The sequence below is a fragment of the Mesorhizobium sp. BHscii genome, assembly GCF_053848065.1.
In genome coordinates this window covers 62333-84334 of record NZ_JBSPKW010000011.1, presented here as the reverse complement: position 1 = coordinate 84334, position 22002 = coordinate 62333, and the positions used below count along the sequence as shown (strand labels likewise).

Below are 22002 nucleotides of genomic sequence, written 5' to 3'. Positions count from 1 at the left end.
TTGCGCCGGCGTGGCCGAAGTCTATATCTTTGGGCCGGAGGTGTTTGGCTCGAAATGACCAAGGCAGTCGATCCCAATTCCCAGTCGGCGGCAGTGCTCCAGTCCCCTGCGCTTCAATCGCCCGCACTCCAGTCGCCCGCACTCCAGTCGCTCGACATGCGCTCGCGCGACATCTTTCGGCGCATTGTCGATTCCTATCTGAAGGACGGCGAGCCGGTCGGCTCACGTAGCCTGTCGCGTATCCTGCCGTCTTCGCTGTCGCCCGCCACCATCCGCAACGTGATGAGTGATCTCGAGCATCTCGGCCTGATCTATGCGCCGCATATCTCGGCCGGCCGGCTGCCGACCCAGGCCGGCCTGCGCTTCTTCGTCGATGCTTTCATGGAGCTTGGCGATCTCTCCGACGAGGAGCGCCGCACCATCGAGGCGCAGGTGCGCGCCTCCGGCTCTGGCGCGACGCTGGAGCACATGCTCACCGAGGCCAGCCAGATGCTGTCCGGCATGTCGCGCGGCGCCGGCCTCGTGCTTGCCGCCAAGAACGAGGTGGCGCTCAAGCACATCGAATTCATCCAACTCGAGCCGACCAAGGCGCTGGCCGTGCTGGTGTCGCAGAACGGCGACGTCGAAAATCGCGTCGTCGACCTGCCGGCCGGCATCACCGTCTTCCAATTGCATGAAGCCTCGAACTTCCTCAATGCCCATATCCGTGGCCGCACGCTGGCCGAGGCGCGGATCGAGATCGCCCGCATCAAGGAAGAGACCAAGGCCGCCCTCGACACGCTGTCGCAGGATCTGGTAGAGAAGGGCCTCGCGGTCTGGGCGGGCGCCGAGAGCGGCCTGCCGGCGCGTCTCATCGTGCGCGGCCGCGCCAACCTGCTGGAAAATGTCACCGCGCAGGCCGATATCGAGCTGCTGCGGCATTTGTTCGAGGATCTGGAGACGCAGAACGGGCTGATCCAGCTTCTCGACCTCGCCGAGGAAGGCTCCGGCGTGCGCATCTTCATCGGCTCGGAAAACAAGCTGTTTTCGCTGTCGGGCTCGTCGCTGGTCGTGGCGCCCTATCGCGACAAGGACGCCCGCGTCATCGGCGCGCTCGGCGTCATCGGCCCGACCCGGCTGAACTACGCACGCATCGTGCCGATGGTCGACTATACCGCGCAGCTTATTTCGCGCATGCTGCGGTAATACATGTCGCCCAAAACCAAAGCGCGTCGCACGAATCCCTTCAAACGCGACACGCTTTCGGGGACCTCAAGGAGAAAAAAATGGCGCTGGAATCATTCAAAGCCCAGATCAGCCTATTGCTCGAGCAGATGATCAACCAGCCCGAGGATCAGCATGAAGTGCAGGAACAACTGCGCGAAAAGCTGAGGGAGATGCGCGCCATGGGCCTGCCGCTGCCGGCCGATCTCGTCGCGCTGGAAAAGCGCCTCGACGACGATTTCTACGCAGCCGGAAACTGAGCCCGAAAAACCATACGGTCGATTTGCCGGCGCGTCACTTACGGCAAAGCCCGTCTTGATCGGCGCGTTCGCCTGGCCGGGCGGCGCTGGTGCAATCGAAACCGTCCCTCAGGGAGTACACGCCTGCCCACCTTTGTGCGACAAGGCCCCAGTCTTAAAAGGCTCAGTCTAAAAGGTCGATCCCGTTTTTTGGGCTCATGCGCTAAGGCCGAAACTATGACCCTCACCGGATTCCTCGCTTATAGCGCGGCCCTCGGCATCGCCGCTGCCATCCCCGGCCCGGGGCTCACCGCGCTTATTGCGCGTGCACTTGGGTCCGGCTTTCGCTCGGCGCTCGCCATGTCCTTCGGGCTGATGCTCGGCGATCTCACCTACCTCACCGCCGTGGTGCTCGGCCTCGCGCTCGTCGCGCAGACCTTCGGCATGGCCTTCCTGGCGATCAAATGGCTGGGCGTCGCCTATCTCGCTTTCCTGGGCTGGCGCTTTTGGACAAGCGGCATCGCGCCCGAAACGGTGGCGGCGAAGAAAGGCAGGGGCGGGCTGGTGTCGAGCTTTATTGCCGGCCTCGCCGTCACGCTCGGCAATCCGAAGACGATGATCTTCTATCTCGCCATCACGCCGACCATCGTCGATCTGAAGACCATTACGCTCGCCGACTACGGCATCCTCGTCGCGCTGACGCTCGTCGTGTTGCTGGTGGTGCTGGTGCCCTATCTGGCGCTGGCGGCCAAGGCGCGCGGGCTTCTGAAGTCGCCGCGCGCGCTGAGGGCGCTGAACCGCACCGCCGCCGGCTTCATGGTCGGGGCGGCGGCTGCGATCGCCGCCCGGCAATAGGCCAGTTTTGGCCACGCCTGAATGCTTTTCCCGGGCGAGGGTGTTTTCAGAATGCGTTCCAGTCGGATATTTTCAAACGGCAGACTATCTTGCGCGGCCGAAGGCTTTATCCTGCCTTATCGAGACTTATGCCCATCTGACTCTTGCCCGCCTAACTCTTGGGAGCGAAACCAATGAACAAGCCCGCCACCACCGAGCACGCGCCGGGCCGCGGCCGCATCTACAATTCGATCACCGAGACGATCGGCGACACGCCGCTGGTACGGCTCGACAAATTCGCCAATGAAAAGGGCGTCGTTGCCAATCTGCTGGCCAAGCTCGAATTCTTCAACCCGATCGCCTCGGTCAAGGACCGCATCGGCGTCTCGATGATCGAGGCGCTGGAGGCATCGGGCAGGATTGCACCCGGCAGGACGACGCTGATCGAGCCGACCTCGGGCAACACCGGCATCGCGCTCGCCTTTGCCGCTGCCGCCAAGGGCTACAAACTGATCCTGACGATGCCGGAAACCATGTCGGTCGAGCGCCGCAAGATGCTGGCGCTGCTCGGCGCCGAACTGGTGCTGACCGAAGGGCCGAAAGGCATGAAGGGCGCCATCGCCAAGGCCGACGAGCTGGCCGCGACGCTGCCCGACGCCATTATTCCGCAGCAGTTCGAAAATCCGGCCAACCCGGAGATCCACCGCCGCACCACGGCCGAGGAAATCTGGAACGACACCCATGGCGAGGTCGACATCTTCGTGGCCGGCATCGGCACCGGTGGCACCATCACCGGCGTCGGCCAGGTGCTGAAGCAGCGCAAGCCCTCCGTGCATGTCGTCGCCGTCGAGCCGGAAGCCTCGCCGGTGCTGTCGGGCGGCCAGCCCGGTCCGCACAAGATCCAGGGCATCGGCGCCGGCTTCGCGCCGAAGATACTCGACACGACGATCTATGACGAGATCGTCAAGGTCTCCAACGAGGATTCGGTCGCCAATGCGCGGCTCGTCGCGCGCCTCGAAGGCGTGCCGGTCGGCATCTCGTCGGGCGCTGCCCTGCAGGCGGCGATCGTCGTCGGCTCGCGGCCGGAGAACAATGGCAAGAACCTCGTGGTGGTCGTCCCGTCCTTCGCCGAGCGCTATCTGTCGACGATCCTGTTCGAAGGGCTGGGGGCTTAGGTCCCTCGACGAAGGTAGGTGGGCCTCAGCTAATCTCGAAAGTTGCGCTAGTCCACCTAAGGAGCGACAGGCTCCAGCCGTGCGCCGAGGACCCAGATGGCAGCGCTGGACCGCTGAAAAAACACCTGTGGCGGCCGTTGCTCGCTTGAGTGGAGCGGCGCTTCCGGTTCAGATCGTCGCCGGCCTTGCATCGGCTGGCGGAGGATTTCATGTACAAGCTCTATACCCGTGCCAATACCGGCGGCGTTGTCGTCGAGGCGGCGCTGATACTGGCGGGTGCGCCTTTCGACCAGATCGATGTTCCGAAGTCGAACCCGCCCGACCAGGCCTTCCTCGACATCAGCCCCTTGAACCAGGTGCCAGTCCTGATCTTGCCGGACGGAAGTTCGATGACCGAATCGGCGGCGATCTGCATCCTGCTTGCCGAGCGTCACCCGGAAGCGAACTTGGCGCCGGCAGCGAACTCGCCTGACCGCGCCGACTTCCTGCGCTGGATGACGTTCATGTCGTCGGTCATCTATCAGGCTGACCTGCGGTTCTTCTATGCTCATCGCTACACAGCCGATCCCGGCGGCGTGGACGCGGTCAAGCAGGCGGCGATCTCGGAATTGGATCGCGGCTTGGCCATTCTCGATGCTGCCCTCGAAGGCCGCGACTGGCTGGTCGGCGACCAGCTCTCGCTGGCCGACATCTATCTCGTCATGCTGGTGGCCTGGCATCCCGAGGTCGGAAAAGTCCGCACCGCCTGGCCGAACATCGAACGCCTGTGGGCCAAATTGCGGGAGCATCAGGTGATGAGGAAGCTGAACGCCTCCCACGCCATGTGGCCGGCCTGAACCGATCGCCTTGTCTCAGTCTGCTTCCGCGCGGCCGAGCCCCGCCCGTCGTTCCTGCAGGAACCAGCGCACAGCCGGGTCGCGTTCGAGGCCGATCGCCCGGTCATAGGCTGCGGCCGCTTCTCGCGTTTTGCCGATCCTGGCCAGAAGGCCCGCGCGCGCGGCCCAATAAGGCTGATAATCATGCAGCCGTTTGTCGTCGCCAAGCTCATCAAGTGCACTCAATCCCGCCGCGGCGCCGTCGGCCTCGGCAATGGCCACCGCGCGGTTGATCGAAATCACCGGCGAGCCGGCAACCATCGACAGCGCGTCGTAGAGATGTTTGATCGCAATCCAGTCGGTCCGGCCGGTCAGCCGCCGGGTCGTATGGGCGGATTGCACGGCCGCCTCGAGCTGGTAGCGACCGACAACGCCCTTGGCCGCGGCGCGCCTGAGCAGCGTCTCCGCTTCGTCGATCAAGGCGCCGTCCCACAGCGCAAGCTCCTGCTCGGCCAATGGCACATAGTCTCCGGCGGCGTTGCGCCGCGCCGCACGCCGCGCCTCGGCAAACAGCATCAGCGCCAGCAGGCCGAGCGCTTCCGGCTCATCCGGCATCAACGACGCCACCAGCCGGCCGAGCCAGATGCCTTCGGTCGCGAGATTGCGCCGCCGGGTTTCGGTGCCGGCCGGGTCGGACCAGCCTTCGGCGAACGCGGCGTAGATCGCTTCCAGCACCGCATCCAGCCGCTCGCCGAGCTCGGCCCGCTCCGGCACACGGAACGGAATGCCGGTCTCGCGGATGCGGTTTTTGGCGCGCACCAGGCGCTGGCCCATCGTTGCCGGCGACACCAGGAAGGCAGAGGCGATCGTCGCGGCGTCGAAGCCCAGAATGGCTTGCAGAATCAGCGGCGCGCGCACGCCGGCCTCGATCGCCGGATGGGCGCAGGCAAACATCAGCCGCAGCCGTTCGTCGGGCAGGTCTTCATCGGCCATGCGGGCCTCGATCTCCTCGGCGATCAACCTGAGATGGTCGCGGCCCGCCTCGCTGGTCAGCCGCCGCCGGATCGCGTCGACGCTACGTTTTCGTGCCACCGCCAGCAGCCAGGCTTCCGGCTTCTCAGGCACGCCGGTTTGCGGCCAGCGTTCGAGCGCCGCCGCAAAGGCGTCGGCCAGCGCGTCCTCGGCGCCGGCCACGTCGCGGATGCGCGCGGCCAGATAGGCGACCAGCTTGCCGTAGCTTTGGCGGGCGGCTGCATCCGCCGCCGCCCGTGCGATCTCCGGACGACTGTCCATCACATGGTCATTTCTCAGATAAGTACTCCGTCATTTCCCAGATCGGTCGCACCTCGACCGTGCCAGTGCTGGCTGCTGGACAGCGCGCAGCCCATTCGATGGCCGTGTCGATGTCCGCCGCCTCGATCATGTAGAAGCCGGCAAGTTGCTCCTTGGTATCGGCATACGGGCCGTCGAGCACGTTGGTCTTGCCGTTAGCCATCCGTACAGAGGTGGCCGCCTGGGTCGGTCTCAGCCGGTCGCCGGCCAGCCATACGCCTGATTTCTTCAACGCTTCGGTATAAGCGCCATAGGCCGCGAGGGTCTGCTCGGTGCTCTCGCGTGGCGCATTCGCCATTGCGGCTTCGTTTCCGTAGATCAAAAGCATGTATCGCATGGTCTTCTCCCGTGGTTTCGAAGGCCGCGTCGTTGCCGGCCGAACCAATGTCGCGCGTCCTCGCCCGAATTCGACAGGCGCTGCAAAAATCTTTCGGCCCGGATGGCATCTCGCGCAAGCCCGCATGTCCAGCGGCATCGACCGTTGGTCTAATCGGCGCAATTGCGGGTTGGCATTTCCCGCCCGCTGTCTAAACTCGCCTCGGGTCGTGCGGTGGCAAATATTTCAGGGAGGAAATCACATGCTCAATTTCAGGACGAAGTTTGTTGCCGCCGGCGCGCTGGCGCTGTCGCTGGGCATTGGCGCGGTTTCGGCCAAGGCGCAGGAATTCATCAACGTGCTGACCGGCGGCACCTCGGGCGTCTATTATCCGCTCGGTGTCGCGCTGTCGGAAATCTACGGCAAGGGCATCGAAGGCGCCCGCACCCAGGTGCAGGCGACGAAAGCTTCGGTCGAGAATCTCAACCTGCTGCAGCAGGGCAAAGGCGAGATCGCCTTCGCGCTCGGCGATGCCGTCAAACTGGCTGCCGAGGGCAATACCGAAGCCGGCTACCCGGGCAAGCTCGACAAGCTGCGCGGCATCGCCGCCATCTATCCCAACTACATCCAGATCGTTGCCAGCAAGGAGTCCGGCATCAAGACGCTTGCCGACCTCAAGGGCAAGAGCCTGTCTGTCGGCGCGCCGGCCTCCGGCACCGAGCTCAACGCCCGCGCCATCTTCGCGGCCGCCGGGCTGAAATACGAAGACCTTGGACGGGTCGAGTATCTGCCCTTCGCCGAATCGGTCGAGCTCATCAAAAACCGCCAGCTCGACGCCACGCTGCAATCGGCCGGCCTCGGCGTCGCATCGATCCGCGACCTCGCCACCTCGGTGCCGATCAACGTCGTTGCAGTACCGGCGGAGGACGTCGCAAAGATCGGTTCGCCCTATCTTTCGGTAGCCATTCCCAAGGGCACCTATGAAGGCCAGACCGAGGATGTCGCGACCGCCGCCGTCGGTAATTTCCTCATCAGCCATGCCGACGTCTCCGACGAGACCGCCTATCAGATGACCAAGCTACTGTTCGAAAATCTCGACCAGCTCGCCGCCGCCCACGCCGCCGCCAAGGCGATCGACATGGCCAAGGCGCTCGACGGCATGCCGGTGCCGCTGCATCCCGGCGCCGAGCGGTACTACAAGGAAAAAGGGCTGGTGAAGTAGGGCACTCCCTCCCCCTCGAGGGGGGAGGGTGGCCCGCAGGGCCGGGAGAGGTCCTCGGCGACGCACTCCGTCTTTTCAGTCAAAGGTCGAGGCAGTTGAGGTTACCCCACCCGTCCATCCGCCTTCGGGGGCTGTCCACCCTCCCCTCAAGGGGGAGGGCAACGCCCCGCCAGGAATCCCGCCAATGACCGACGCCCCGACCGTTCTTTCCCCCACCGCCGAAGCCCCGGTCGAAGGCCTGCCGTCGGGTTTCGGCGAAGGCATCGCCGGCAAGGCCGCCTTTCTCATCGCCATCGCCTTTTCTATCTTCCAGATCTACATCGCCGCCTATGGCAGCCTTCCGAGCCAGGTGGTGCGCGCCATGCATGTCGGCTTCTTGCTGTTGCTCGGCTTTGCCCTGATCGCCAATCTGCGCGCCACAAGCACACCGGCGAAAGCAGCGTTCTGGACGCTCGGCGTGCTCGGCTTTGCCACCGGCCTCTACAATTGGGTGTTCTATACCGACCTCATCCGCCGCTCCGGCTTCCTCACCACGCCGGACCTGATCATCGGCACGGTGCTGGTCGTGCTGGTCTTCGAGGCGGCGCGGCGGCTGATGGGGCTGCCGCTTGCCCTGATCGCTCTGATCTTTCTCGCCTACGCTTTCTTCGGCAATCACCTGCCGCCGCCCTTCATCCATCGCGGCTATGATTTCGCCCAGCTCATCGACACCTTCGCCTTTGGCACCGAAGGCATATACGGCACGCCGGTCTACGTCTCGGCCGCCTATATCTTCATCTTCGTCGTCTTCGCTGCCTTTCTCGAACGCGCCGGCATGATCGCACTGTTCAACGATTTCGCCCTTGGCCTGGTCGGCTCGTGGCGCGGCGGCCCGGCCCAGGTCTGCGTTCTGTCCTCGGCGTTGATGGGCACCATTTCCGGCTCTGGCGTCGCCAATGTGGTGGCCTCCGGCCAGTTCACCATCCCGCTGATGAAGCGCTTCGGCTTCCGTTCGGCTTTCGCCGGCGCCGTCGAGGCAACCTCGTCAATGGGCGGTCAGATCATGCCGCCGGTGATGGGCGCGGTCGCCTTCATCATGGCCGAGACGCTGAACATTCCCTATGCCGAGGTGGTCAAGGCGGCGATCATCCCGGCGCTGCTCTATTTCGGCGCCTGCTTCTGGCAGGTGTACCTGGAAGCCGGCAAGGCCGGCCTACAGGGCATGGCCAAGGCGGACCTGCCCAATCCGTGGGACGCGGTGAGAAGACATTGGCCGCTGGTGCTGCCGCTGGCCGCGCTTATCTATCTGCTGTTTGCCGGCTATACGCCGATCTTCGCCGGCACCATGGGTCTGGCGCTGACCATCGTGCTCATCCTCGGCACGCCGCTGGCGGCGTTGATCGGGCCGCTTGCCTTCCGCATCGTCTTCTGGCTGGCGTTGGGACTTGCCGCCGCCTCTTTCATGAAATTCGGCGTCAATATCCTCAGTCTTGTGATCGCCGGGCTAATTGTCGCCTGCGTCACCTTCAAGGGCGGTCGCGAGACGCTGCAGATATGCGTAGATTCACTTGCCGAGGGAGCAAAGAACGCGCTGCCGGTCGGCATCGCCTGCGCCATCGTCGGCGTCGTCATCGGCACTTTGACGCTCACCGGCATCGCCTCGACTTTCATCGGCTGGATCATCTCCATCGGCGAGAACAATCTGTTCCTGTCACTGGTGCTGACCATGCTGACCTGCCTGGTGCTCGGCATGGGCATACCGACGATCCCCAACTACATCATCACCTCGTCGCTGGCCGGACCGGCATTGCTGTCGCTCGGCGTGCCGCTGGTGGTCAGCCATATGTTCGTCTTCTATTTCGGCATCATGGCCGACCTCACACCGCCGGTGGCGCTGGCCGCCTTCGCCGCCGCGCCCATGGCCAAGGAGAGCGGACTCAAGATCGGCATCCAGGCCACCAAGCTTGCCGTCGCCGGCTTCGTCGTGCCGTTCATGGCGGTCTACACCCCGGCGCTGATGTTGCAGGACCCCGGCCCGATCGCCGCCCAGTTCGGCTATCCCGTCGAGGTCGCCTATGTCGTCGCCAAGGCTTGCGTGGGCATTGCCCTGTGGGGCGCAGCCGCCGTCGGGTTCCTCGCCCGGCGCATGGCCTGGTGGGAACGTCTCGTCGCCTTCGCCGCCGGCGTGCTGCTGGTTGCGGCGCTGCCAGTCACCGACGAAGCCGGCTGGGCGCTCTCTGTCGCCTGGATCGGCTGGCATTGCTGGCGTGCGCGGCAGGCCACCGGCACCGCATGAGCCTCTGTATCCTCGCCGCCGGCAAGACGGTGACGCTCACTGTGGCTGCGTTCACGCTCGCCTGGACGCATTCGGTGGAAAAGACGCGTTGGCAGGAAGACTGGAAAGTGATGCCTTCCGGCTTGCAGATCGCCGAGGCGCGGATCAAGGGCTCGGGCGCCGGCATGGAGCCGCCGGAAGGCTCGGTGCTGCGGGACGGTTGGTGGGCCTATAAACCCAAGATGGCGCCGCAGCGGCGCCTTTTGCTCGCGGCCTCTGGCGCGACGGGTGAAGGCTGGACGCTGTGCACGATTCAGGGCTGCCGCGAACTCGCCAGGGCGGCAGGCGACGCGATCTTGCTGGAGCCTTGCGAAGGTTCGAGCCAGCCGCGATAACGGATGATTCCGGCAAAGGGGGGTGCCGATCCGCCCGCGGTATCGTGCAGGATAGAACCCTTGCAGTGGCCGGCCTAGCCAATCAGCCGCCCTTTCAACTCGGCGGACGGGATCTCGCAGCTCTCTTTCCTGCCGAACAGCGCGTAACGATTCTTCGCAACGCGATCGTAGAGCCAGTCGCGAAGCGGGCGCGGCAGCAGGAGTAAAGATCTCGCCGCCCGCCACGGCCAGCCCAGTTCCGCCATCACGGCAATGAAACTGTCCAGCCGCGTGAAGGCGGCACCCTCGATGAGGGCCAGATTGGTCTCGTAGCTGTCCGTCCGCAGCCCGTATTTTCGGAACAGCGCTTCGCCGAGCGGCGACTGCGCCGTGGCGAAACGGAAGCGGCTTTTGCGGTCGAGCCTGACCACCATGCGCACAAAGCCAGAGCACAGCACGCAGACGCCGTCGAACACGATCAGCGGCTGGCTTGCATCGAAGGCTGGCTTTTCGGGAGGATGGTCTGGCTGGGCGGTCACGCGAGTCCCGGCTGCTTGATGTCAAACGACACTAAGCTTGCCGGCGGCGAGATCAAAGCCCCTGAATCTCAAAGCCCTAGAATCTCAGAATCTTGGCGTTGTCGCACGCCGCCTGTCGGCGAGCCCAGGACGTTCCGCGCGATAGGTCGTCGCACGGTGATCGGCGGCCGGCCTGCAGATCCGGCTGTCGTGACGGCCTTCCATGGTCGTCATCAGTGCGCGCTGATGCCGAGCGTGTGGCCGCGGCGTGCGCAGGCGGGGCCGGGGCCGCGCATGTAATAGCGCTCCGGCCGGTAGGTCGGCGCGACGAATTCGCGGATGGCGGTAGCGTAGCCGATGAGGTGCGTCAAGAAGTTCATTGTCCCTGTCCCTGTCCCGATTTCGGATGTCCCTTCCGAATTGCGGGGATCATAGCGTCGAGGCGTGAATAGTCGGTGAACACGATGTTAATCTTTGGTCAAAAAGGCCTTGGTTCTTGGCTGGAATGCGGCTGATTCGGGGTCTTTCCATGCAGTTCGTCGGCATTCCGGCTAGTGTGACTTTTGCATCACATATGTTTCGTTTGGATGTCGCTGCGGCGCGCTTGTGTTTCAACTTTGGCCGGCGCCGCGAAATTTCCGTGCGTGCTCGGGGAAAGCCAGGAACCCGTCCGATAGCCGCACGTTGACGCTAAAAGCCGGGACCAACCCGGCCCAGCAGGCAGCGGTTTCCGTGCGGAACCGCCGCCAGGACCCGCACAGCAAGAACAATGGAAAGGCAAAGCCATGGGTTTCTTTTCGAAAGACATCAAGACGCTGGACGACCTCTTCGTCCACACGCTTCGCGACATCTATTACGCCGAAAAACAGATCGAGAAGTCGCTGCCGAAGATGATCGACAAGGCGACCGATCCGCAGCTGAAAGCCGGCCTGGAGAAGCACCTCGGCCAGACCAAAGGCCATATCGAGCGGGTCGAGAAGGTGTTCGAACTGCATGGCGTGAAGGCCAAGACGGTCAACTGTCCGGCTATCGACGGCATTCTCGAGGAAGCCGATGAAGTCAGCGGCGACATCGACGACAAGGACGTTCTCGACGCCGCCCTGATCGCATCCGCGCAAGCGGTCGAGCACTACGAGATAACCCGTTACGGCACCCTGATCGCCTGGGCCAAGCAGCTTGGCCGCACCGACTGTGCCAATGTCCTGGCCAACAACATCAAGGAAGAGCAGGCGACCGACCGCAAGCTTACCGAGATTGCGGAAGCCAAGGTCAACCTTCAGGCCGCGGAATAGCACTCGCGATTGAGGCAAGGCCGGACAACCCGGCTTTGCCTCACTTTCCGTACCTGGACGTCGACCGTATAATGCGCCACGCCTCGTTCCAGATTGCGCGAGGACAAACCGGCGGAGGAAGTCGTGCAGGAAAAGCCGAAGGCACCCGCAGGCAAGGCCGACACCAAGGCAAAGCCTGCCGGGGGCAAGGCCGAGACCTCTGTAAAATCCGCCGGGAGGGCAAAAACCGTCGTAAAACTTTCTCATCCCGACAAGCTTCTGTGGCCGCAGGAGAAGGTCTCTAAGCAGGGTCTGCTCGATCATTACGCTTTGGTCTGGCCGCGCATGCAACAATTCGTCGTCAATCGGCCGCTCAGCCTTGTACGGGCGCCGGACGGCGTCGGCGGCCAACGCTTCTTCCAAAAGCATGCGTCCGCAGGCATGCACGAAAAAATCGCCAGGATGAAGGATCCGATGGACGGCGAGGAGATATTGTTCATCCGCGATTTCGATGGTGTCGCTGCCTTAGTCCAGCTCGGCGTGGTCGAGATCCATATCTGGGGCTGCACCATCGACGAACTGGACAAGCCGGACCAGGTCATCTTCGATCTCGATCCCGACGAAGGCGTCGACGTGAAAGCGGTGCGCGCGGCGGCGCTCCAAATCCGGGGCCAGCTCGATGAGCTGTCATTGCCGCATTTCGTCAAGACCTCCGGCGGCAAGGGCTATCATGTCGTCGTGCCGCTGAAACCGTCGGCGGATTGGGATGAGGTGAAGGACTTCGCTCACGATTTCGCCAGCGCCCTCGAGCAGGCCGCCCCTGATCGGTATACAGCGACGCTGTCGAAGAAGGCGCGCACCGGCAAGATCTTCGTCGACTATCTGCGCAATGGCCGCGGCTCGACCACGGTGGCACCCTATTCGTCGCGGGCCAAGAAAGGCGCTACGGTCTCGATGCCGGCGACCTGGGCGGAGATCGAGGCCGGGTTGGCGCCGAACGCCTTTCCGGTCGGCGACAAGACGACGCTGAAGCAGTTGGCGAAAGCCGATCCCTGGGCGGATTTTTTCAAGCAGGGCAAGCCGCTCGAGGGCGGCTGATCATCTTTCAGCCGAGAAAAACCGTCTCGAAGGCCTGCTTGCCCATCGGCGAAAAAATCACCGCGCGGCTGTCCTTTTCGCGCCGCGCCCATTTTTCCAAAAGAATCTTGTCGAGAATGGCCGCGCCCAGCGTGCCGGCCAGATGCGAGCGCCGCACGCTCCAGTCGAGGCAGGCCCGGCACACGGGTCGCCGCGCCTTGCTCTCGACATCGATGCCGATTTCGGCGAAATGCGCGGCGGCTGACGGCCCAAGCCTGATCTCCTTATCGTCGCGGATGAGGACTTTTTTGCCGACAAGACGATCCAGCATCGCCACTGCCTGTTCTCCGGCGAGGTGGTCGTAGCAAACCCGCGCCGCGCGCATGGCCGCATCACGCGGACCCGGCCGCACCCGTTGCGGCCCGACCGCAGCGGCGACACCGGTGATCGCCTCGATCATGCCCGCCACCTGCGGCCCGGCGAGGCCGTAGTAGCGATGCCGCCCCTGGCTTGCCAGCGTCAGCAGCCCGCCCTCCATCAGTTTCGACAGATGCGAGCTGGCAGTCGGCAGCGAAACGCCGGCCTCGAGCGCCAGTTCGCTCGCCGTCAGTGCCGTGCCGCCCATTAGCGCGGTCAGCATGTTTGCTCGCGCCGGATCGCCGACCAGGCTGGCGATGCGGGCTATATCTGGTCCTTCACGCATAGTTCGTTCCCCATCGAAGCATTGTCGTCAGATAACCACTATCCTCGGCTGAGATCAAGGAGACAACGATGATCGCAAGAACCGTTCCCCACACCGTGCTTGTCAGGCGCTTAGGCCGTCGGCCATTTCCGTTCATTATCTTGCGCAGGCTGCATCTGCGGCTCCTGGCGCGGTGGTACGACCGCCATCTGCAGCGCCTCGACCTCGCCGAGATTGACGAGCACCTTTTGCGCGATGTTGGCCTGACGCCAGAAGACGTTCGCCGCGAATGCGCGAAGTGCTTCTGGCAAGCGTGACCACCAGAGAAATTGCCTAGCACATCGGTCCGCCGAACGTTTCGACCCCACTCGAACTGTCGCTGCAACAAACAAATCCAGCAAGGAGACAAAAGATGACCATCACCTGCTTCATCCGTTACGAGATCGACCCGTTCGGCAACGCGGCATTCGAGGAATATGCCCGCAACTGGGGCGAGGCCATCCCGCGCTGCGGCGCCGATCTGATCGGCTATTTTGCGCCGCATGAGGGCTCGGCCACCACCGCCTACGCCGCTTACAATATCGACAGCCTGGCGGCTTACGAAGCCTACCGCATCAGGCTCGCCGCCGATCCGGTCGGCCGGGCGAATTACGAATTCGCCCGGCGTGAAAGATTCATCCTGAAGGAGGATCGGACGTTTCTGAAACTCGCGTCCGGGCCGCACGCACCGAAGCATGATCCCCAGAAGTTGCAGACTTTTCAGACCGAGATCATGCCTGAAGGAAAGGTGAAACTATGATCGCCGTCATCTTCGAAGTCGAGCCGGCAGCGGGCAAGCGCGACGCCTATCTCGGCCTCGCAGCCGACCTGCGTCCGCTGCTCGACGGCATAGACGGGTTTCTCACCATCGAGCGCTTTCAGAGCCTCACCGACCCGAACCGCATCCTGTCGCTGTCGTTCTGGCGCGACGAGGAGGCGGTGAAGGCCTGGCGCAACACGGAGGAACATAGGCAGGCGCAGAAGGCCGGCCGTGGCGGCATCTTTGCCGGCTATCGTCTGCGCATCGCCCATGTCGTGCGCGACTACGGCCTGACCGAACGCGCCGAGGCGCCTGAGGACAGCCGGGCGGTGAATGGGTAGCGCTTTTCTAGGCATTCCCGATCAGCACTCCAGCCGCAAACACCAGCGCGCCGCCCAGCACCACCTGGAAGGCGGCGCGCCAGAATGGCGTCTGCATGTAACGGTTCTGCACAAAGGCGATCGCCCACAGCTCGAAGAACACCACCACGACCGCGAGAATTGTCGCGGTCCAGAAATAAGGAATGAGGTAGGGCAAGGCGTGACCGAGACCGCCCAGCGCCGTCATGACGCCTGTGGTAATGCCGCGTTTAACCGGCGAGCCGCGCCCCGACAGCTTGCCGTCGTCGGAGGCGACCTCGGTGAAGCCCATCGAGATGCCGGCGCCGATCGAGGCGGCAAGCCCGACCAGGAAGGTCTGGAACGTGTCGTGCGTGGCGAAGGCGGCGGCGAAGATCGGCGCCAGCGTCGACACCGATCCGTCCATCAGACCGGCCAGTCCCGGCTGCACATAGGTCAGGATGAACTGGCGCTGCTCGGCCGCGGCTTCCTCATCCTTCACCGCACCCGGCACATGCTTTTTCTCCAGCCGCTGCGCCAACGTCTCGTGGCCCTGTTCGGCGACCGCCAGATCGTCGAGCAGCTTTCGCGTCGAGGCATCGCTGGTGCGTTTCGCTGCCTCGACATAAAACAGATAGGCTTGCCGCTCCATCGTTTCAGCCTGTTGGCGCACATGCTCGATGCCGAGCGGCCTGACCAGCCAGTCGGGCCTGCGCTCGTAATAGCCCTTCACATGCTCGCGCCGGATCAGCGGAATGCGTTCGCCGAAACGTTCGCGGTGAAGCTCGATTAGCGAGTCGCGATGGCCGTCCTCTTCCTCGGCCATCTCCTCGAACACTTTGGCCGAATGCGGAAAGCTACCCGCCAGCCCGTCGGCATAGGCGCGGTAGATGCGCCCGTCATCCTCCTCGGAAGAGATGGCGAGCGCCAAGATCTCTTGCTCCGAGAGCGACTCGAAAGGACGGCGGCCAAAACCGAAAACACGAGAAAGCATGAGAAATTCACCCCAGTTTAGAATAATTCTAAACTAGGGTTTGGTGCGCTCTTGGTCAATCGCGCCCGTCGGCCGGACGTTCAAAATTAGCGACTCCGGGATTCTTCCGCCACCTCTTCTTCATTGGCGAATGTTCACCTATATAGCCGAACTTAAGCCAAGAGAAAGGAAACCGTAAATGCCGGCAAAATTGCCCACCCATGCATTTGACCCGAAACCCGTTCTCGACCTCATCGCCAGCATCGAGGGGGACCTGCAGCGCCTTAAAGGCTTGGTCGAGCAGCAGGTCGAAAAATTCGATCCGGCCAATCCGCACAACAAAGCGCCCGACGGCAAGCTGACAGAGGAGGGCGTCGAGTGCTGCTACCGCATGTTCGACGAGGGCAAATCGCGCTATTCGGTTGCCCAGCAGATGAAGATCTCCTTCGCCGCCGCCACCCATCGCTTCAACACTTGGCGCAAGATGGGCGGTGCCAAACGGAAAAGGACGCTTTTGGGGTGAGAACCCGGTTCGTCGCAGGCGAATTGAAAAGATCCAGGGGACCTTTCAAAGGATTCGAACCCGGGGAGCTGCCGCCGGCAGCGGCCTCCAGCTGAGGCAATCAGCTACCAGACCGGGGCAATTGACAGCCATTCGTCAATTGAAGCGACGAACGCCCGAAGCCATAGCGGAGGGCCGGAGCGGCCAGTTCGCCGCAGGCCCCAGGCCCCATGGCGGTCGCCATATTTTGGAGCCTCCCAAGCAGTCCTGCAGGCGCGACGGCGTGGTGGCGCTGGTGATGCGCGGACTGACTCGACGCGTTATCGGTTCAGACCTCGAGTTCGAGCGGCGAGGCTTTGAGGGATTTGAGCTTCAGCCTGCCAGGGTTGTGCTGTTTGGCCTGGGCGAGGAGAGCCTCGACCGCCTTCATATGAGCGATGTTCTTGTCGAGCTCGGTGGAGCGCGTGCCCTTCTTCGCAATGTAGGCGGCCTGCTGCTTGTCGAGATAGTGGGTGCTGCAGTTGAGCCATATGGTGAAGGGCTGGCCGGCTTCCGCGTTCGGGGAGAGCTTGTCGGCAACGCCCAGCCGGGAATCGAGCAGCACCTCGAGGACACGCAGGTCGGGGTTTTTGTCCTTGCCGTTGGCGCAGATCAGGTAGTGATCGGCGGTGATGCGCCTGGCGAAGGCGCGGTGCAGATTGTGCTCGGAACCGTGGTGCTGGAGCTTCAGCACGTCGACATGCAGTCCGGCGCCATCGGCTAGACGGCCGTGATGGGTGAGGCCGGTGAGGATATCGTCGGCATGGCCATCGCCGGTCATGATGACGCGGGTGACACCGCCGCTAGCCTTCGGCTCCTCGAGCAGCAGCATGAGCGAGGCGAGGTTGGGCTCGGTGACGTCCTTGCGGTGGCCCAGTTCGTCGTCGATGGACACGCCGAAGCCGGGCGGGATCGGACCGTCGTTTTCTTCCAGCCACTCCTCGAGGTCCTGCAGCGAGCCCGCCTTCTTAGGGTTGTTGAGCCAGTTCTTCCAGTATTTGCGGAGGACTTCGAGATCCTTTTCGAACGGGCCGATGACGCGGATGGCGAGGGAGCTGTTGGCCGCGAGGCTGATCACCTCGTGGCCGCGGACCATGGCGAGGAGCTTGCCGAACTCGCCATTAAGAGGGATGTTCAACTGGTCGGCGGCGATACGGCGGGACACCTTGATCGCCTCGGGGACCGAGTTGGCGATGCTGCGGAAGGCGTCGGCGAGCCGAAGCAGTGACGGGTTGGCCGAACTGGACAGCGTGTTAGCGCGGGCGGCGAGGACAGTGCCGATCGCCTCGGACTCATCCACCATGAGCTTGAAGGCGTTGTGCCAGATACGCTTGACCTTGGGCGGTCTCCTGAACGGTGGCTTGCCGGAGGACTGGCCGTTGGCGTGCTTGTGGTCGAAAACGCGCCATTGCACTGTGTCCTCGAGCAGCTGCAGCACGCCGGCGATGTGATCCTGATCGACGTGCGAAACATAGACGAGGTCTAGTTGCTTGCCGGTGTCCTCGGCCCATTTGCCGAGATAGCCGCGCACCTCGGAGGCATAGGAGCCGGGCATACCGCCATCGGCGAGGATGGTGACGGCACCGGCCTCGATCAGCAGGCAATCGCCCTTGTCGGAGGGGAGCAGGGTGATTTTCATTATGCGGCCTCGGGCGGCGGGCGCCGGGTTGCAGGCCTGGCGGCACGGCGACTGGCAGGGCGGGCCGCGGCGGTGACGGTGGGAGCGGTAGCGGGCGGCGTGGTTTTCTTCAGCTCGGTACGGGTCAGCGCGTGGGAGGCTTCGGCGACGCAGGCGGCAGGAGAGATGACACCGAAGCCGAGGTCGTTCGTCCACTGATAGGTGGCGCCGGGGAGGGGCCGGGCGGTGGCCTTAATGATGCCGAGGATCTGGGCAGCGGTGAGCGTCGGCTCGGCCGCCAGCATCAGGCCGATGACGCCGGCCACATAGGGGCTCGCCATGCTGGTGCCGGTCATTTCGATCCACGGGTCATCCGGACCGCCGAAGCCGTTGGCCGCGACGATGCCGGTGCCGGGCGCAGTGATGTCGGGCTTCAGCCGGCCGTCACGGGTCGGACCCTGGCTCGAGGTGATGTGAGCGCGGCGCTTCAGTTCATCGAGATTGGCGACGGAGACGATGCGTTGGCCGCAGGCGAGGGCGCTGACCGAGGAGGTGTCGACATGCGAGGCCTCGGTGAAGAACGACGGCCAGAAGTAGCTGCCGTCGCCCAAGTCGGCCGGGTCGTCGCGCTCGATCCAAGCGTGGAAGGCGCCGTCGCGGATGACGAGGCCGTGCAGCCGGACCTGCCAGACGCCGGCGGGGATGCCGATGATCAGGTGGCTGCCGAAGAACGGCGTCAGGTAGGTGGCGATGTAGTTGGCGCCGTTGGTCGGGTGGTGCAACTCGTTGTAGACGCTGATCAGTGTGCGGTCGGGCAACTGGTGGTTCTCGAGAAACTCACCGGGCTGGATCGGGCCGATCCAGTCGCCATCAGGCGGGCGGATGCTGATGGCGAGGCGATCCTGCGGCTCGTACCAGATCTCGAGCTCGTTCTCCGATGCATCCTTGATCTTGTCGCCGACGACCTGCCACTCGAGAATGTGGTCGAGGCCCTGGGCATCGATTTTGCCGCTCGCATGAATGCGGCCCATCATGTAGCCGAGATCGTCCGGAGCCTCGGGTCGTTCCTGGCCGGCGTTGCCGGCGGCAATGCAGATCGAACGGCCGGGCTCCGATAGCAACGCGTCGATCCAGCGATCGAGGATGCTTGAACCGTCATGGGCGTGGCCGTTGGTCCCGAGGCTGATGTTGATCGAGATGGGGCGCTCACCGGCGAGATCGAGCAGGTAGTAGACGGCGTCGAGCAGGCAGGTGGAATCGTAGAACGAGGTGCGCCGGTCGATTTCGTCTTCCGGCAGCGCGATCAGCACCGCGGCGATTTCGGCTGCGCTGCAGAGACCGCTATTGCCGGCGGCGATGGAGGCGACATGGGTGCCGTGCGAGCCCACCACCATCTGCGATTGCGGCTCGAGATCGTGCGGCGAGACGTGAATCTTGGCGGCATCCGTCAGTGCGGTTTGCATGTCGGCGGCGGAGATCACCCGACCGCGCTTGAGGCCCTTGCGATTGCGGCCGACCTTGGCACCCTGATCCCAGATGCTGACAAACCGCGATTTGCCGCCGACGAGGAAATCGGTATGGGCCCAGTCGAAGCCTTCGACATCGATGATGCCGATCAGCATGCCCTTGCCGTCGCCGAGTTGGGCCGGAGTGACGCCCGGGACCCGGCGGGCTGGAGCGGTGCCGCCGGCGCTGCCCTTGATCGGACGCGGCAGCTTCAGGGCGTCGGCCGGTTCGATAAAGATGGTGCCGGCGTCGCGCGCGAGATCGTACACTTCATCGAGGGTCATCCGGCGGGTCGCCATCCCGCGCAAGGTCTGCTGGCCAGCCACCGGTGGCAGTGAATCGGTCGAGCGGACGAAAACGCTGACCTCGACGGCCGCCCGCTGCGCCTGCACGTCGACTCCGTGCTTCTTGGCGGTGCCGCTGACCGGGGCGTCCTCGGGTGCGATAGCGGTAGCGAGCGGTGGAGTGGAGGCCGCAAACTCCTCGCTGGTCACGCGCAGCGCCGGCTGCACTTCAGATTTCGCGGAACTGACGTCTGCGTCACAATTTGCGAACATCCGCAATTTCGGATGCTGGTTCCGCAGCACAACGTTCTGCCAACTGTCACTCATCGCATCCGCCCTGTCGAATATTTGAGGACGACAGACTCTTCTGAGGCGGAGGATGTCAGTTAATATTGTCACAAGCAACAGAGTGGCGTGTATTTATCGTTGTAGTTGCAAATCGCGTACAGAACAGCGGGTTACTGGTAAGCGCCGCCAATAACATCGATCATGATTCACAAGGTGAGGTTCATGATGGCGCCGCTGACTGCGCGTGCGCGATTGGAGGTGGCGAAGGCGGCGGCCTTGGCGAGTTCGGCGTGCGGCCGGGTAGGCACTGGACCCGGGGCTCATGAAGCGCTTCAACCACATTGCGCGCCAAGCGCTTCTTGCCCGCCGCAAACGATGTGCGCCGCCACGAAGTTGTCAGAGTGGCCGGCTGCCGATGGGCACACCCCTTTCCTGCCCAAAGGCGAATTGTAACGGTCACATTTTTACAGTGGTGCGCGGCCTGGTTTTCCGTGCACCATGGGCGATCTCATTCTGCAGGACCTCCCCATGACCACCCCTCCCGGGATCGCCGATATCCGCGCCGCAGCATTGCGATTGTCCGGCTTGATAGTCGAAACGCCGCTGATCGAATCGCCGGAGCTGAACAAGCGCTTCGGTGCCAGGATCCTGTTCAAGCCGGAGACGCTGCAGCGCACCGGCTCTTTCAAGTTCCGCGGCGCCTATAACAAACTGTCGTCGCTGAGCGACGAGGAGCGCAGCCGTGGCGTCGTCGCCTTTTCGTCGGGCAATCACGCGCAAGGCGTCGCCGCGTCGGCGGCGATGTTCGGCGTCAAGGCGGTCATCGCCATGCCCACCGATGCGCCGGCGATGAAGGTCGGCAATGTCAGGAAAATGGGTGCGGTAGTGGTGCCGTTCGATCGTTTCCGCGATGACCGCATGACGGTGGTTGGCCCGTACGTGGAGAGGGGCATGGTCCTGGTCCCGCCATTCGACGATCCCGCCATCATCGCCGGCCAGGGCACGATCGGCCTCGAACTGATGGCGCAGGCGAAAGCGCTCGGCGTGAGCCTCGACGCCATTGTCATTCCCTGCGGCGGCGGCGGCCTGAGCAGCGGCATCTCGATTGCGGTCAAGGACGCATCGCCGGCCACCGCCATCTGGGCGGTGGAGCCCGAGCATTTCGACGACACCTGTCGCTCACTGGCCAAAGGTGCCCGGGTTACGATCGAACCCGGCCACACTTCGATCTGCGACGCGCTCCTCACCACCGAGCCGGGCGCGATCACCTTCGAGATCAACCGCAGGAATCTCGCCGGCGGCATTGCCGTTTCCGACAGTGCCGCGGCACAGGCGATGCGCGACGCCATGGCCCATCTCAAGCTGGTGGTCGAGCCCGGCGGCAGCGTCGGGCTGGCCGCGCTGTCATCGGGCGAGATCGAGCTATCAGGCAAATGCGTCGCCGTGGTGCTGTCCGGCGGCAATGTCGATTTCAGCACCTATGCTGAGATCATGGCGGCGGCATAGGGTGGCAAGCGGTTCCGGCTTCGCTCCGATGCCAAGCGTCATAGCGCTCCTGCGCGTCCAGTCGAACCATTCAAGGACTGACATGCAATGAAGCTGTACTTCAGCCGCAATCCCAATCCCCGCCTCGCGGTCGCGGTAGCGCGCTATCTCAATGCGAAGGTCGAGTTTGAATTCGCCTCCCCCTTCGCTCCGGGGCAGGCTGAGCGATTTCGGCCGCTGAATCCAAATCTTTCATTGCCCATACTTGTGGGCTCGGGAAAGAGCCTCTGGGAGGCCGATGCCATAGCCTGCCGGCTTTCACGCGACGCGCATTCGGATCTCTGGCGCACCGGCGACGATGAACCCGAGATGATCCGATGGCTCAGTTGGGGTAAGGAGAACTTCGCGAGAGCTTGCGACGTCGTGCATTTCGAACGCGGGACCAAACAGCGGTTTGGGCTCGGCCCGATTGATCAGCACCGGGTTGAAGAGGGGCTGAGAGACTTCCGCACGGCCGCTGCAACACTTGAGGCCGAGCTTTCCGAGCGAGAATGGCTGGTCGAAAATTCGGTTTCCTATGCCGACTTTCGAATGGCGACGTTTCTGCCCTTTAACGATGTCGCCAGATTGCCGCTCGACGATTATCCTTCTGTCAGCCGCTGGTATCGTCAGTTTGAAGGAATCGACGCCTGGCGCAATCCTTTCCAAGGACTGGACGCGCCTGAATTGCCGCCGGTCCCGGGTTGGGCCAGACCCGCATAAATCTCGACCCGAATGATCATGCATCCAAATGAGCTGAGCTGCTGTTCGCGTTGGAACTCCGCACTCCACCCATCTCGGCCATTTGCGTAGGCTGCT

Annotated in this window: 23 protein-coding genes and 1 pseudogene; 16 read left to right on the top strand and 8 right to left on the bottom strand. The window is 63.6% G+C overall.

Features of this window, described 5'->3' with window-relative positions; all coding sequences use genetic code 11:
- Positions 1 to 54 precede the first annotated feature (54 nt).
- The 5 genes from hrcA to ACWTU7_RS16855 all read left to right on the top strand — a co-directional run bounded on the left by hrcA (position 55) and on the right by ACWTU7_RS16855 (position 4287).
- Positions 55 to 1185: a heat-inducible transcriptional repressor HrcA gene (gene hrcA, locus ACWTU7_RS16875; RefSeq protein WP_455839253.1), complete on the top strand. Its 1131-nt coding sequence runs from the start codon at positions 55 to 57 to the stop codon at positions 1183 to 1185.
- A gap of 80 nt (positions 1186 to 1265) precedes the next feature.
- Positions 1266 to 1463, top strand: coding sequence for a hypothetical protein (locus ACWTU7_RS16870; RefSeq protein WP_029347942.1), 198 nt, complete (start codon positions 1266 to 1268; stop codon positions 1461 to 1463).
- A gap of 216 nt (positions 1464 to 1679) precedes the next feature.
- Positions 1680 to 2297 carry a LysE family translocator gene (locus tag ACWTU7_RS16865; protein ID WP_455839254.1) on the top strand — a complete coding sequence of 206 codons (618 nt, stop codon included), beginning with the start codon at positions 1680 to 1682 and terminating at the stop codon, positions 2295 to 2297.
- A gap of 173 nt (positions 2298 to 2470) precedes the next feature.
- Positions 2471 to 3451 carry a cysteine synthase A gene (gene cysK, locus ACWTU7_RS16860; RefSeq protein WP_095517658.1) on the top strand — a complete coding sequence of 327 codons (981 nt, stop codon included), beginning with the start codon at positions 2471 to 2473 and terminating at the stop codon, positions 3449 to 3451.
- Between the two features lie 209 nt (positions 3452 to 3660).
- Positions 3661 to 4287 carry a glutathione S-transferase family protein gene (locus tag ACWTU7_RS16855; protein WP_095517657.1) on the top strand — a complete coding sequence of 209 codons (627 nt, stop codon included), beginning with the start codon at positions 3661 to 3663 and terminating at the stop codon, positions 4285 to 4287.
- Positions 4288 to 4302: 15 nt separating this feature from the next.
- Here the strand turns inward: ACWTU7_RS16855 and ACWTU7_RS16850 are convergent, their stop codons facing one another.
- Positions 4303 to 5559 carry an RNA polymerase sigma factor gene (locus tag ACWTU7_RS16850; RefSeq protein WP_455839255.1) on the bottom strand — a complete coding sequence of 419 codons (1257 nt, stop codon included), beginning with the start codon at positions 5557 to 5559 and terminating at the stop codon, positions 4303 to 4305.
- 7 nt (positions 5560 to 5566) lie between these two features.
- Complete coding sequence (locus ACWTU7_RS16845) at positions 5567 to 5935, bottom strand: YciI family protein (RefSeq protein ID WP_029347934.1); 369 nt, start codon at positions 5933 to 5935, stop codon at positions 5567 to 5569.
- Positions 5936 to 6176: 241 nt separating this feature from the next.
- Here ACWTU7_RS16845 and ACWTU7_RS16840 point away from each other — a divergent pair, with 241 nt between their 5' ends.
- The 3 genes from ACWTU7_RS16840 (at position 6177) to ACWTU7_RS16830 (ending at position 9785) form a co-directional block, all read left to right on the top strand.
- Positions 6177 to 7136, top strand: a complete 960-nt coding sequence (locus ACWTU7_RS16840; RefSeq protein ID WP_065006456.1) for a TAXI family TRAP transporter solute-binding subunit — start codon at positions 6177 to 6179, stop codon at positions 7134 to 7136.
- A 184-nt stretch (positions 7137 to 7320) separates the two neighbouring features.
- Positions 7321 to 9411: a TRAP transporter permease gene (locus tag ACWTU7_RS16835; RefSeq protein ID WP_029347930.1), complete on the top strand. Its 2091-nt coding sequence runs from the start codon at positions 7321 to 7323 to the stop codon at positions 9409 to 9411.
- Positions 9408 to 9785, top strand: coding sequence for a DUF1850 domain-containing protein (locus tag ACWTU7_RS16830; protein WP_455839256.1), 378 nt, complete (start codon positions 9408 to 9410; stop codon positions 9783 to 9785). Before ACWTU7_RS16835 ends, ACWTU7_RS16830 begins: the two co-directional genes overlap by 4 nt.
- A gap of 74 nt (positions 9786 to 9859) precedes the next feature.
- On the opposite strand, the gene ACWTU7_RS16825 is transcribed toward ACWTU7_RS16830, so the two are convergent.
- Both ACWTU7_RS16825 and ACWTU7_RS16820 read right to left on the bottom strand, forming a co-directional pair.
- Positions 9860 to 10303, bottom strand: coding sequence for a thiol-disulfide oxidoreductase DCC family protein (locus ACWTU7_RS16825; RefSeq protein WP_455839257.1), 444 nt, complete (start codon positions 10301 to 10303; stop codon positions 9860 to 9862).
- A gap of 212 nt (positions 10304 to 10515) precedes the next feature.
- Entirely contained in the window at positions 10516 to 10662 is a 147-nt protein-coding gene (locus ACWTU7_RS16820; RefSeq protein ID WP_455839258.1) for a hypothetical protein, read from the bottom strand.
- Positions 10663 to 11067: 405 nt separating this feature from the next.
- Between ACWTU7_RS16820 and ACWTU7_RS16815 the strand changes: the two genes are divergently transcribed.
- Together ACWTU7_RS16815 and ligD are read left to right on the top strand one after the other, a co-directional pair.
- Positions 11068 to 11574, top strand: a complete 507-nt coding sequence (locus tag ACWTU7_RS16815) for a YciE/YciF ferroxidase family protein (RefSeq protein ID WP_027154740.1) — start codon at positions 11068 to 11070, stop codon at positions 11572 to 11574.
- Between the two features lie 59 nt (positions 11575 to 11633).
- Positions 11634 to 12651: pseudogene (gene ligD / locus ACWTU7_RS16810) on the top strand (DNA ligase D); the annotation flags it as partial.
- Positions 12652 to 12658: 7 nt separating this feature from the next.
- On the opposite strand, the gene ACWTU7_RS16805 reads toward ligD, so the two are convergent.
- The gene (locus ACWTU7_RS16805) at positions 12659 to 13333 is read right to left on the bottom strand and encodes an ArsR/SmtB family transcription factor (protein ID WP_095517651.1); all 675 of its coding nucleotides are present in this window, start codon (positions 13331 to 13333) and stop codon (positions 12659 to 12661) included.
- Between the two features lie 68 nt (positions 13334 to 13401).
- Between ACWTU7_RS16805 and ACWTU7_RS16800 the strand changes: the two genes are divergently transcribed.
- The 3 genes from ACWTU7_RS16800 (at position 13402) to ACWTU7_RS16790 (ending at position 14452) form a co-directional block, all read left to right on the top strand.
- A complete protein-coding gene (locus ACWTU7_RS16800; protein ID WP_455839259.1) occupies positions 13402 to 13629 on the top strand; it encodes a DUF1127 domain-containing protein in 228 nt (75 codons plus the stop codon).
- 95 nt (positions 13630 to 13724) lie between these two features.
- Positions 13725 to 14111, top strand: coding sequence for an NIPSNAP family protein (locus ACWTU7_RS16795; RefSeq protein WP_455839260.1), 387 nt, complete (start codon positions 13725 to 13727; stop codon positions 14109 to 14111).
- Positions 14108 to 14452, top strand: coding sequence for an antibiotic biosynthesis monooxygenase family protein (locus ACWTU7_RS16790; RefSeq protein ID WP_292313350.1), 345 nt, complete (start codon positions 14108 to 14110; stop codon positions 14450 to 14452). The genes ACWTU7_RS16795 and ACWTU7_RS16790 overlap by 4 nt, the downstream gene beginning before the upstream one ends.
- 7 nt (positions 14453 to 14459) lie before the next feature.
- On the opposite strand, the gene mbfA is transcribed toward ACWTU7_RS16790, so the two are convergent.
- A complete protein-coding gene (gene mbfA, locus ACWTU7_RS16785; protein WP_029347918.1) occupies positions 14460 to 15443 on the bottom strand; it encodes an iron exporter MbfA in 984 nt (327 codons plus the stop codon).
- A gap of 178 nt (positions 15444 to 15621) precedes the next feature.
- Between mbfA and ACWTU7_RS16780 the strand changes: the two genes are divergently transcribed.
- A complete protein-coding gene (locus ACWTU7_RS16780) occupies positions 15622 to 15945 on the top strand; it encodes a hypothetical protein (protein ID WP_029347916.1) in 324 nt (107 codons plus the stop codon).
- A gap of 307 nt (positions 15946 to 16252) precedes the next feature.
- Here the strand turns inward: ACWTU7_RS16780 and ACWTU7_RS16775 are convergent, their stop codons facing one another.
- Positions 16253 to 17602 (bottom strand): MBL fold metallo-hydrolase, encoded by a 1350-nt coding sequence (locus ACWTU7_RS16775; RefSeq protein WP_455839261.1) that lies wholly within the window; start codon positions 17600 to 17602, stop codon positions 16253 to 16255.
- Entirely contained in the window at positions 17602 to 19674 is a 2073-nt protein-coding gene (locus tag ACWTU7_RS16770; protein WP_455839262.1) for a S8 family serine peptidase, read from the bottom strand. Before ACWTU7_RS16770 ends, ACWTU7_RS16775 begins: the two co-directional genes overlap by 1 nt.
- A gap of 513 nt (positions 19675 to 20187) precedes the next feature.
- On the opposite strand from ACWTU7_RS16770, the gene ACWTU7_RS16765 reads away from it, so the two are divergent.
- Positions 20188 to 21165 carry a threonine ammonia-lyase gene (locus ACWTU7_RS16765; RefSeq protein WP_455839263.1) on the top strand — a complete coding sequence of 326 codons (978 nt, stop codon included), beginning with the start codon at positions 20188 to 20190 and terminating at the stop codon, positions 21163 to 21165.
- Between the two features lie 87 nt (positions 21166 to 21252).
- Positions 21253 to 21906 carry a glutathione S-transferase family protein gene (locus tag ACWTU7_RS16760; protein ID WP_455839264.1) on the top strand — a complete coding sequence of 218 codons (654 nt, stop codon included), beginning with the start codon at positions 21253 to 21255 and terminating at the stop codon, positions 21904 to 21906.
- Positions 21907 to 22002: the final 96 nt, after the last annotated feature.

Excerpts from the sequence above, each read along its gene's own strand:
- ACWTU7_RS16830 (WP_455839256.1), top strand. The coding sequence starts at position 9,408 with ATGAGCCTCTGTATCCTCGCCGCCGGCAAGACGGTGACGCTCACTGTG.
- ACWTU7_RS16760 (WP_455839264.1), top strand. The coding sequence starts at position 21,253 with ATGAAGCTGTACTTCAGCCGCAATCCCAATCCCCGCCTCGCGGTCGCG.
- hrcA (WP_455839253.1), top strand. The coding sequence starts at position 55 with ATGACCAAGGCAGTCGATCCCAATTCCCAGTCGGCGGCAGTGCTCCAG.
- ACWTU7_RS16795 (WP_455839260.1), top strand. The coding sequence starts at position 13,725 with ATGACCATCACCTGCTTCATCCGTTACGAGATCGACCCGTTCGGCAAC.
- ACWTU7_RS16820 (WP_455839258.1), bottom strand. The coding sequence starts at position 10,662 with ATGAACTTCTTGACGCACCTCATCGGCTACGCTACCGCCATCCGCGAA.
- ACWTU7_RS16815 (WP_027154740.1), top strand. The coding sequence starts at position 11,068 with ATGGGTTTCTTTTCGAAAGACATCAAGACGCTGGACGACCTCTTCGTC.
- ACWTU7_RS16850 (WP_455839255.1), bottom strand. The coding sequence starts at position 5,559 with ATGGACAGTCGTCCGGAGATCGCACGGGCGGCGGCGGATGCAGCCGCC.
- ACWTU7_RS16840 (WP_065006456.1), top strand. The coding sequence starts at position 6,177 with ATGCTCAATTTCAGGACGAAGTTTGTTGCCGCCGGCGCGCTGGCGCTG.
- ACWTU7_RS16855 (WP_095517657.1), top strand. The coding sequence starts at position 3,661 with ATGTACAAGCTCTATACCCGTGCCAATACCGGCGGCGTTGTCGTCGAG.
- ACWTU7_RS16800 (WP_455839259.1), top strand. The coding sequence starts at position 13,402 with ATGATCGCAAGAACCGTTCCCCACACCGTGCTTGTCAGGCGCTTAGGC.
- ACWTU7_RS16845 (WP_029347934.1), bottom strand. The coding sequence starts at position 5,935 with ATGCGATACATGCTTTTGATCTACGGAAACGAAGCCGCAATGGCGAAT.
- ACWTU7_RS16870 (WP_029347942.1), top strand. The coding sequence starts at position 1,266 with ATGGCGCTGGAATCATTCAAAGCCCAGATCAGCCTATTGCTCGAGCAG.
- ACWTU7_RS16805 (WP_095517651.1), bottom strand. The coding sequence starts at position 13,333 with ATGCGTGAAGGACCAGATATAGCCCGCATCGCCAGCCTGGTCGGCGAT.
- ACWTU7_RS16790 (WP_292313350.1), top strand. The coding sequence starts at position 14,108 with ATGATCGCCGTCATCTTCGAAGTCGAGCCGGCAGCGGGCAAGCGCGAC.
- mbfA (WP_029347918.1), bottom strand. The coding sequence starts at position 15,443 with ATGCTTTCTCGTGTTTTCGGTTTTGGCCGCCGTCCTTTCGAGTCGCTC.
- ACWTU7_RS16775 (WP_455839261.1), bottom strand. The coding sequence starts at position 17,602 with ATGAAAATCACCCTGCTCCCCTCCGACAAGGGCGATTGCCTGCTGATC.
- cysK (WP_095517658.1), top strand. The coding sequence starts at position 2,471 with ATGAACAAGCCCGCCACCACCGAGCACGCGCCGGGCCGCGGCCGCATC.
- ACWTU7_RS16865 (WP_455839254.1), top strand. The coding sequence starts at position 1,680 with ATGACCCTCACCGGATTCCTCGCTTATAGCGCGGCCCTCGGCATCGCC.
- ACWTU7_RS16765 (WP_455839263.1), top strand. The coding sequence starts at position 20,188 with ATGACCACCCCTCCCGGGATCGCCGATATCCGCGCCGCAGCATTGCGA.
- ACWTU7_RS16835 (WP_029347930.1), top strand. The coding sequence starts at position 7,321 with ATGACCGACGCCCCGACCGTTCTTTCCCCCACCGCCGAAGCCCCGGTC.
- ACWTU7_RS16780 (WP_029347916.1), top strand. The coding sequence starts at position 15,622 with ATGCCGGCAAAATTGCCCACCCATGCATTTGACCCGAAACCCGTTCTC.